The sequence below is a fragment of the Steroidobacter sp. genome (genome assembly GCF_016790065.1).
Lineage (GTDB): Bacteria > Pseudomonadota > Gammaproteobacteria > Steroidobacterales > Steroidobacteraceae > Steroidobacter.
Map to the genome: position 1 here is coordinate 1 of NZ_JAEUPY010000298.1, position 8,615 is coordinate 8,615.

Annotated in this window: 5 protein-coding genes; 1 reads left to right on the forward strand and 4 read right to left on the reverse strand. The window is 61.5% G+C overall.

Annotation, left to right across the window (positions count from 1 at the left end):
- The 4 genes from JNL55_RS12615 to JNL55_RS12630 all read right to left on the reverse strand — a co-directional run.
- Positions 1-903 (reverse strand): amidase family protein (locus tag JNL55_RS12615; RefSeq protein ID WP_293853356.1); only part of this gene is annotated, 903 nt, incomplete at its 3' end.
- Positions 903-2,408 carry an amino acid permease gene (locus tag JNL55_RS12620; RefSeq protein WP_293853358.1) on the reverse strand — a complete coding sequence of 502 codons (1,506 nt, stop codon included), beginning with the start codon at positions 2,406-2,408 and terminating at the stop codon, positions 903-905. The genes JNL55_RS12620 and JNL55_RS12615, both read right to left, overlap by 1 nt.
- Positions 2,409-2,629: 221 nt before the next feature.
- On the reverse strand, positions 2,630-5,293 hold the full coding sequence (locus tag JNL55_RS12625) for a CocE/NonD family hydrolase (protein WP_293853360.1): 2,664 nt from the start codon (positions 5,291-5,293) through the stop codon (positions 2,630-2,632).
- Between the two features lie 15 nt (positions 5,294-5,308).
- Positions 5,309-7,861, reverse strand: a complete 2,553-nt coding sequence (locus tag JNL55_RS12630) for a CehA/McbA family metallohydrolase (RefSeq protein ID WP_293853362.1) — start codon at positions 7,859-7,861, stop codon at positions 5,309-5,311.
- A 265-nt stretch (positions 7,862-8,126) separates the two neighbouring features.
- Between JNL55_RS12630 and JNL55_RS12635 the strand changes: the two genes are divergently transcribed.
- Positions 8,127-8,615 (forward strand): Lrp/AsnC family transcriptional regulator (locus tag JNL55_RS12635; protein WP_293853364.1); only part of this gene is annotated, 489 nt, incomplete at its 3' end.

Consider the following 8,615-nt stretch of genomic DNA (forward strand, 5'->3'; position numbering starts at 1 on the left):
AAACGCGTGACCGTCCAACGGCCAGCTGGTCCGTTCGACTTTGTGCCCTAGCCTTGCGCAGAGATCAGCGGTGGATGCCACTGCACGCGCGGTGTCTGCATGAGGCACGTTGCCACGCAAGCCATGTTCGATCACGGCGATGCGTAGACGGCGAGACGATGGACCAGTGACGACAGCACGTTTGGAATCGGTATGGGCAGCGGCGAAGCCCCAAGCGACGTCACGAACGCTGCGTGAGTGCAAGCTGTCCGCCACCAACAAATCTTCGACCAGGTGACGTGCACGCACGCGCACCGTGCTGTCACGGCCGGGTTTCAATCCAACCACGCCACAGCAAGATGCCGGCAAGCGAATCGAGCCACCACCATCGCTACCGTGTGCGAGTGGTACGAGTCCAGCTGCGATGGCAGCGACAGCACCGCCGCTCGAACCGCCAGGTGAATGTTCGAGCGACCAGGGATTACGCGTCACCGGCCCGGCGAGCGGTTCGGTGGAAGCCAGCAAACCGAACTCCGGCATCGACGACTTACCCAGCGCCACCAAACCGGCCTGCTGCAAGCGTTGCACGTAGGCATGGCCATGTTGAATGGCTTTGCGGCTGCGGCTGCGCGAGCACGACGTTGTCGGCATGCCGGGATAGTCGAGTGAATCTTTCGGCAGCCACGGCACACCTCGCATCGTGCCGCCGCTCTCGCGAAGCGCACGAGCTTCGCCCCGAGCGAGAGTGGGATCGTAGTGACTGAGCGCGCGCACCGTAGGATCGAGCGCGTCGATGCGCAGGATCGCGGCTTCGGTCAACGCTTCCACCGGCAGCTCGCCATCGCGCACCAGTCGCGCCTGGTCGTGCGCATCCAGGCGTCCGAGCGCCAGCGCCTCGGAGAGTGAGATTTCCCGAATCGTCATCAGTGAAGACTTCCCGAAAGCTCGGCGGTCGCGGCCGTCTGCAGGCGTCGTGAGCGCGGCTTGCCGTAGAACAAATAAATCGCCAAGCCGATGGCCATGTAGGTGAGTAACAAACAGGCGGGCAACAGTTCGCCATGGCGGATCTGGCCGACCAGATCCAGCAGCACCGGCAAGGTCATCAGGAAGCTGACCAGGATGGCGAGCACCGGCACCGTGCCGAACCAAATGCCATTGATCCAGACACCGCCCAAGGGCACTTGAAAGCGCCCGGCTTTCTCCGGCTCTTTGCTACGCAGCTCGATCAACGCGATAGCCACCATCGCGAACGTGAGCGCCACGCCCAAAGAGATCATGTCGGCGAGCACCGAGATAGGCAGCAGTGCCGCACCGAGGCCTGCGAGGCTGGCGAGCGTGAGGTTGGCTTTCCACAGACTGTTGCGCGTCGGGTGAACATGCGAAAACAGTTTCGGCAGGAAGCCGTCATTGGACATCGCGTAGCAAACACGCGAGTGACCGAACGCATTGGCCAACAGCACCGAGCCCAGACCGGCCAGCGCGCCGACTTTGATCAACGTCGCAATCGCCGGCCAACCGATGCGATCGACGGCAAGCGCAATCGGATCGGCAACGCCGAGTTCGCGGAACGGCACCAACCCCGTCAGCACCGTCGCCACCATCACATATAACAACGCACAGATGGACAGCGAACCCAGAATGCCCACCGGCACATCCCGATGCGGATTGCGTGTCTCGGCGGCAGCCGTCGACACCGTTTCAAAACCCAGGAAGGCGAAGAACAACAACGAAGCCGCGCGTGCGATGCCTTCCCAGCCATAAGTGAAGCCACCTTCGTTGGCTGGGATGTACGGCTGCCAGTTGCCCGGATCGACCGCGTGCGCACCGGCCAGCACGAAACCGACCAGCACCAGCACCTTGATCACCACCAGGATTGAATTGACGAGTGCGGAGCGTGAGATGCCAAGCGCCAGAATGATGCCGGCACCGAGACAGGCGGCAGCAGCAACCAGATTCACGCTGTTGCCGATGCCGAATTGAAAGCCGACGCCATCCACCAGCGTCGCGGTGACCAACGAGGTCGACACGCTCGCCGGCACATGAATGCCGAAGCCGCCGAGAAAGCTCACCAGATAACCGCCGAAGCCCAGGCCCAACATCGAAGCTGCGATGCTGTACTCGAGGAATAACAGCCAGCCCAGCACCCAACCCGGCAACGCGCCGAAGGTGCGCCGGCAGTAGGTGTACGAAGAGCCCGACTCCGGCAGTCGCGAGGCCAGCTCGGCGTAACACAGACCGACCAGCAAACAAGCAAAGCCCGCGAGCAAGAATGAAATCGTGACCGCCGGTCCAGCGAACGACGCCGCGGCAGTGCCGGTCATCACGAACACACCGGCGCCAAGGATGTTCGCCACCCCCAGCACCAGCAGGCCCGCCCATCCCAAGGTGGGACGCAGCGACTCGGACGATTGCGACCCGGGTTGTGTCATTGCTTCGGCTGAGAGCTTCATTTTGGGGATGGCCTGAGGGTAAATATGGATACTGTCGCGGCCTGCGTCTAGCCGGCGGCCGCGGCCACGGACAGTAGCAGAGTCCTTGATACACAAGGACTTTTCCCCAAGTCGGCGCAACAATCGGCGCGCTGGGCCGGCAAAAGACGCAGATCCTTTACCGGCGTGTCCGAGAGATTGATAGGATCGACCGCGCTACTTCAGCGCCGGATCGGCAGCTCGATGTGGCTCGCGTCCGGGCCCGCAACGACGACCTTCTGCGTGGCCTTCACATAGTCGGCGGGCTTGGCCAGAAAAATGTTGGGTACGAACGTCTGCGGGTTGCGGTCGTACAGCGGGAACCAGCTGGACTGGACTTGAACCATGATGCGATGGCCGGGCCGGAACACATGATTCGCATCGGGTAGCGCGAACTCATAACGCAGCGGCACGTTGGCCGCGAGCGGTTCGGCTTGCGCTAACGACTTGCGATAGCGGCCGCGAAAAATCTCCATCGCCACCGGCAGCTGATAGCCGCTCATTGTTGAGTCGTCAGCGACCTGATCCGGATACACATCGATGAGTTTGACGACCCAGTCGCTGTCGGTGCCGCTGGTCGATGCCGTGAGCTTCACTATCGGCTCACCCGCGATGCTCACTGCCTGATCGAGTACCTTGGAAGTGAACGTGAGAACGTCGGGTCGCGCCGAGCTGTTGCGTTGGTCGCTGGTGAGCCACGTCTCCCACTGCTGATCGTCATCAGTGCGCATGGGACGCGGCACGAAGGTCACCGGACGCGCCGGATCGGAAACGTAATCCGCCGTTTGCACCGGCCCCGCCGGCGCATCGAAACCCAATTCGCCGTTCGGCTTCAAATACAGCTTGGCATGCGCTTGCGCCAGCGGCCATCGATCGAGCCGCTGCCATTCGTTAGTGCCGGACTGAAACACGGTGACCGGCGCCACATCCATCGGCGTGCCTTTCAAGTGATGTGCGAGAAATGGCGTGAGCACGTTCGCTCGCCACCATTTCGACGTGTCCTGTCCCCAGCGAATGTTGCCGATGGCGCTGCCGTCCATAATGGCTTGCACGTGATGCCAGGGACCCAAGCTGAGATAGACCTGCTTGCCGGTTTTATCCCTCGGCTCGATGGCTTTGTAGACAGCGGTGGCGCCGTAGATATCTTCCTGGTCCCACAGCGAACCCACCAACATCGTCGGCACTTTGAGCGGCCGGCTCGCCAGCACCTGGTCCATGGCCTGCGACTGCCAGAACTCATCGTAAGCCGCATGCTCGACGAGGTTTCGCCAGAACGGCACCTTGTCAGTGCCGTTTCGGCGCGCCAGATCTCCTACCGAACCCGCGCGAATGAATGACTCGTAGAGATCGTCGCTCTCCCACAAGAACTCAGTGCTGTTGTCGCGCGCCTCGCTACCGTGAATCGATGCGATGGCGTACTGACGGAAAGCGCCGTTGTGAAACCAATCGTCACCTCGCCAGCCGTCGACCATCGGATCCATGGGCACCGCGACTTTGAGTGCCGGATGCGGATTCACCAGCGCCATCATCGACGTGAAGCCGTTATAGGACGTGCCGATGATGCCCACCTTGCCGTTGCTTTCAGCGACATGCTTCACCAACCAACCGATGGTGTCGTAAGCATCCGTCGATTCATCGACCGAGGTGCGGTTGAACGGCGTGCCCGCCAGCGGCCGAGTCATCACGAAATCGCCGCCCGAACCATGCTTGCCGCGAATGTCTTGAACGACGCGAATGTATCCGCCATCCACGATCACATCGACGGCGTGGTCGAAGCCATCGAGCAACTCGCGCATGTCGTTGCTCTCAGCCTGCTGAGTCATGGACTCGGCGTTGTAGGGCGTGCGCGTGAGCAAGATGGGCGCGTTCTTTGCGCCCTTCGGAACCACGATCACCGTGCGCAGCTTCACGCCATCACGCATGGGAATGTCGAGCACACGGCGTTCGTAGTTAGCGGCGGCTAGATCTTGCGGCTCGGATCTGACGACTCGGAATCCGAGCGTGTTGTTTCGGCGTGTTGGATCGTCACCCGCATAACGCTGCGCCGAGCGCACTACGTCAGGTTTGTTGTACCAACCGCCGCCACGAACCAGACGTTTGCCACAATCGCCAGTCAACCAAGCGCGACCGTCGGCAGGCGCGCCTTGATACGTCGGGTTGCTGCAATCCTCGACCCATTCCCACACGTTGCCGACAGTGTCGTGCACGCCGTAGCCGTTGGGTTTGAAGCTGCCCACTGGCGCTGTTTTCGCGTAGCCATCGTTGCAATCGTGACGCGGCCAGTCTGGATGCTCCTGTTTCACCGACTCGTCGCCGACATTGCCGAACTCGCAAGCGCGCTTCGAGTCCTCACCCCAGAACCAACGCGTGTTCGATCCGCCGCGCGCCGCATATTCCCACTCGGCCTCGCTCGGCACGCGATACTGCTTACCGGTTTTCTTGGTCAGCCAGTTGGCATAGCCCTGCGCCATCTCGAAATTGACGTAGATGACAGGGCGACGACCGCGACCCCAGCCTTCATCTGTCACCGCCGCACACGCCTTCGCCGCCACGCAAGCATCCCACTCGTCGAAGGTGACTTCGTATTTGCCAATCGCGAACGGCTTGGCAAACGTGACGGTGTGCAACGGCCCCTCGTCGGCGAGTCGCCCCTGCTCGTTCTGCGCAGAGCCCATCTGAAATTGGCCCGCGGGTATGACCACCATTTCCGGGCACTCGGCGCAGTCCCGCTTGCCCGGCCCGGTGAACTCAGGCGCGTCGGCCGGACCAGCCCACACGATGCTGGCAGCAAACATCGCGCAGCTCGCTGCGAAAGCACCCAGCGATGGTTTCGACATCGATCTCATCGGCACTCCCATCTGCTATGGACTCGGCGAGGCCGTGGCGGTGGCCTCGTCGCGAAATTTCTTATAAACGGCGCGCGCTTCATCGAACTGCGCGAAGACGTGGTCTTTTTCCTGTTGTGAGCGCCAGCCCGGCCACACTTCCGCCATCTGCCGGAGCTTGTCGATCCAGTTCATACCGTAAGTGGCCGCAGCCGCGTTGCGCACGGGCTGCTCGCCGACAGTCACCCACACTGGATTGGTGAAGGCTTGTGCGAAATCAGCATCGAGGGGATAGCGCTCTTTAGGATTTCCTTCCGCGCGCAAGTGATACCAACCACTGCGAGCGACCTTGAGCTTCTTATTCAGCTGCGCGCCTTTGCGATCGCGCGACAACGGAATCTTCTCGACGACCTCACCATTCCACACCAGCGTGACGCTCTCGAGCGGCGTGATCGATTGCACGCGCGCCACGATGCTGACCTCACCGCCAGCAGCCGGCAGTTTGACGTCTTCGCCGGGGATTCGATCGTTGACGGTGAGCTCGACCAGCGGCCCGGTCGATACGAACGCACGCCCCTTGCGCAAACCTTCGAACCACGCGTCGGCATCGAGCCCGCGATCGCCGGTGTGTATGTACGTGCGCACCGAGCCGATCAACTTGGAAGCGTGCATGCTGCTGATCGAGTCTTCACCACCAACAGCCGTCACGCGCAGCCCGTTGTTGAGAGCCGCGTACCACGGATAGAAGGTGCTCGTGTTGGCGTAAGACCATTCCAGCGCATCAGTCGTGCCGAGCGCGGCATCGACCATGAAGCCCTTGCCAGCGCCGAGATTGCCGATCAGTGGATCTTTGCTGCCGCCGAAGGGGTGCACGTAACCAACCGTCGCGCCCTGCGCTTTCGCCTTGCGCAACATGTCCGTGTTGCTCGGGTACAAGCTCTCGATCGCCGTGCCTTCGTAGCCAGTCGTGAACGGGCTGATGAGATGGTCACGCAGTTGGAACATGAACACGTGGCCGTAGAACGCCGGCCGATATTCCTGACCCACGATCAGCAGCCGCTCCGGCGTGGAGATCGGGTGCGGTTGGCCGCCGGGAATGAAGTGCTGGTAGTCCAGAATCCGATTGTCTTTGTTGGCGACCTGCTCATTGACCATGTCCTGATCTTCGGCGGCCGACATCATCATCAAGTTCGGCAGTGTGTTGTGCAGGTTGCCCGCATAGTTCATGTGGACGTGAGTCGAACCGTTGTACCAGCCGCGCGCCGACAGATTAGTCAGCGGCTGCAGTTTCAACTCGACCTGCGCGACCTTGCCGTCGACGGCCTGCACCGTTGATTTGACCGGCGTGTACTCGAAGCCTTTCACGGCTTCGATGCTTACGGGTCCCAGCGGCACTTCGACGCGGAACGCGCCGGTTTGATGGAAGATGCGATCGCCGGCGCTGCTCACGCGAGCGTACGCATCTTCAGGCGCGTACATCTTTCCATCCGACGCTTTCAGATGAATACGCGCGGCGGTTGGCTGGCCAGTGGTTGCATCGATGGTTCTGCCTGACACGACTGCCATGGGTCGCTTCCAACGTCGCTCGGTGATGGCGATTTTCTTTAGCGCGCCACCGTAAGTCTCCAGCAATTGCAGTTGCGGCAGACCGCCTTCATTCGAAATGAACGCGATCCACTCGCCATCGGGCGACCAGCGAGGATGAAACGCGTCGTGCTGGAAGAAGGTCAGCTTGTACGGTTCGCCGCCGGCCGTCGGCTGCACGTAAAGATTGTTGAATTGATCCGCGGCACCGCGCGTCGACGAGTAGACGAAGCGCTTGCCGTCGAGCGACACACTGGGCCGAGCGCGATACAGCGACTGCTCATTGAGTACCGTGATCGCCTGTTCGATGCCGTTCGCCACCGCCGGAACTCGCAGCACGTTGCCTGAACCGAGTGCCACATTGCGGTTCGACACCAGCAACAGCTCTTTGCCATCGGGCAGCCAGGCCGGCGTGATGTGCAAGTCCATGGGCCCGAAGTAGAGCCGCTCGCGACCGAAGTCGTTGTCACGCGTAACAGCAACGTCCTCGCCCGCCAGCCGACCGTCTTCGAACGCGCGGATGTACACGTTGAAGTTGCCCTTGGGTTTGGTCGAGACATAGACCAGCCGCTTGCCGTCGGGCGAGAACGCCGGATCCATGTAGACCTGATCGTCGGCAGTCAGTGGCGTGCTGTTGCCGGTGGCAACGTCGGCGATCTCCAGCTGAATGGTGCCACCGCCGTCGTCCGCCACGTAAACCAGCCAACGGCCATCGGGCGACCAGGCCGGCATCGAGTGGTACTTGCGGTTGTACGTGAGCTCACGCGCACTGCCCGAGTTTGGCTCGACCAGCCAGATCGAACCGCTCATGGCCACCGCGATCTTCGAGCCATCCGGCGACCAGGCCGGGGCCCACGGCGTGGAGCTCGGTGCCGGAGCGAAGTAATAATTATGTGTGTAGAAGCCGCCTTGCGTGGACGCCGGATAGGCGCCGGCCGAACCGACGCTCTGGCTGAAACTGTGGCTGCTGGCGAACAGCAGACCGGCCGCGACCAAACTGACCAAGATCCCAGGTGGTGTCATTTCTTCAGGCAAGCCGTAGAGGTGGAGTGACGGGTGTCGGTAAATATGGATATAGTCGGAACCCTCGTCCAGCTAGGGACCGCCGTATCGGCGTGGCACTGCGCCGTTGATACGCAAGGTTTTTTCGCTGTAACCACGCAACAATCGGCGCGGCGGGTCAGCAAAAGACGCAGATCCTTCGCTGCTTCGTCCGAGAGATTGATAGGATCGATCGCCCGCCCCGCCGCTGCTTGAACAGGTACGTGCCATGACCGCCCCGCACGAAAAGAAAGACACGGCGATGAACCTCGAAGAGGTGGATCAGATCGACCTCAGGATCATGGAAGTGTTGCAGAAGGATGCTCGCATCACCAACCAGGCGTTGGCCGATCGGGTCGCGCTGTCGCCCAGCGCCTGTCTACGACGGGTGCGTGACCTCGAAACTCGCGGCTTGATCAGTGCCTATCGAGCGCAGATTCAGGTCGACCGGATTCGTAGCGTCACGGTGGTCATGGCGCACATCTCGTTCTCCCAGCACACCATCAAGAACCTGCACGACTTCGACGCCTGCATCGAGAACATCCCGGAGATCGTCGAGTCCTACCGCGTCAGCGGTAACGTCGATTACATCCTGCGAGTGGTGGTGCCCGACATGCACGCCTGGAAACGCATCATGACCGTGCTGGTGAACGGCGGCTTCGGCGTGGAGAAAATCGTCTCGCACTTCCTGATGGATCAGGTGAAGACGTTCAAGGGC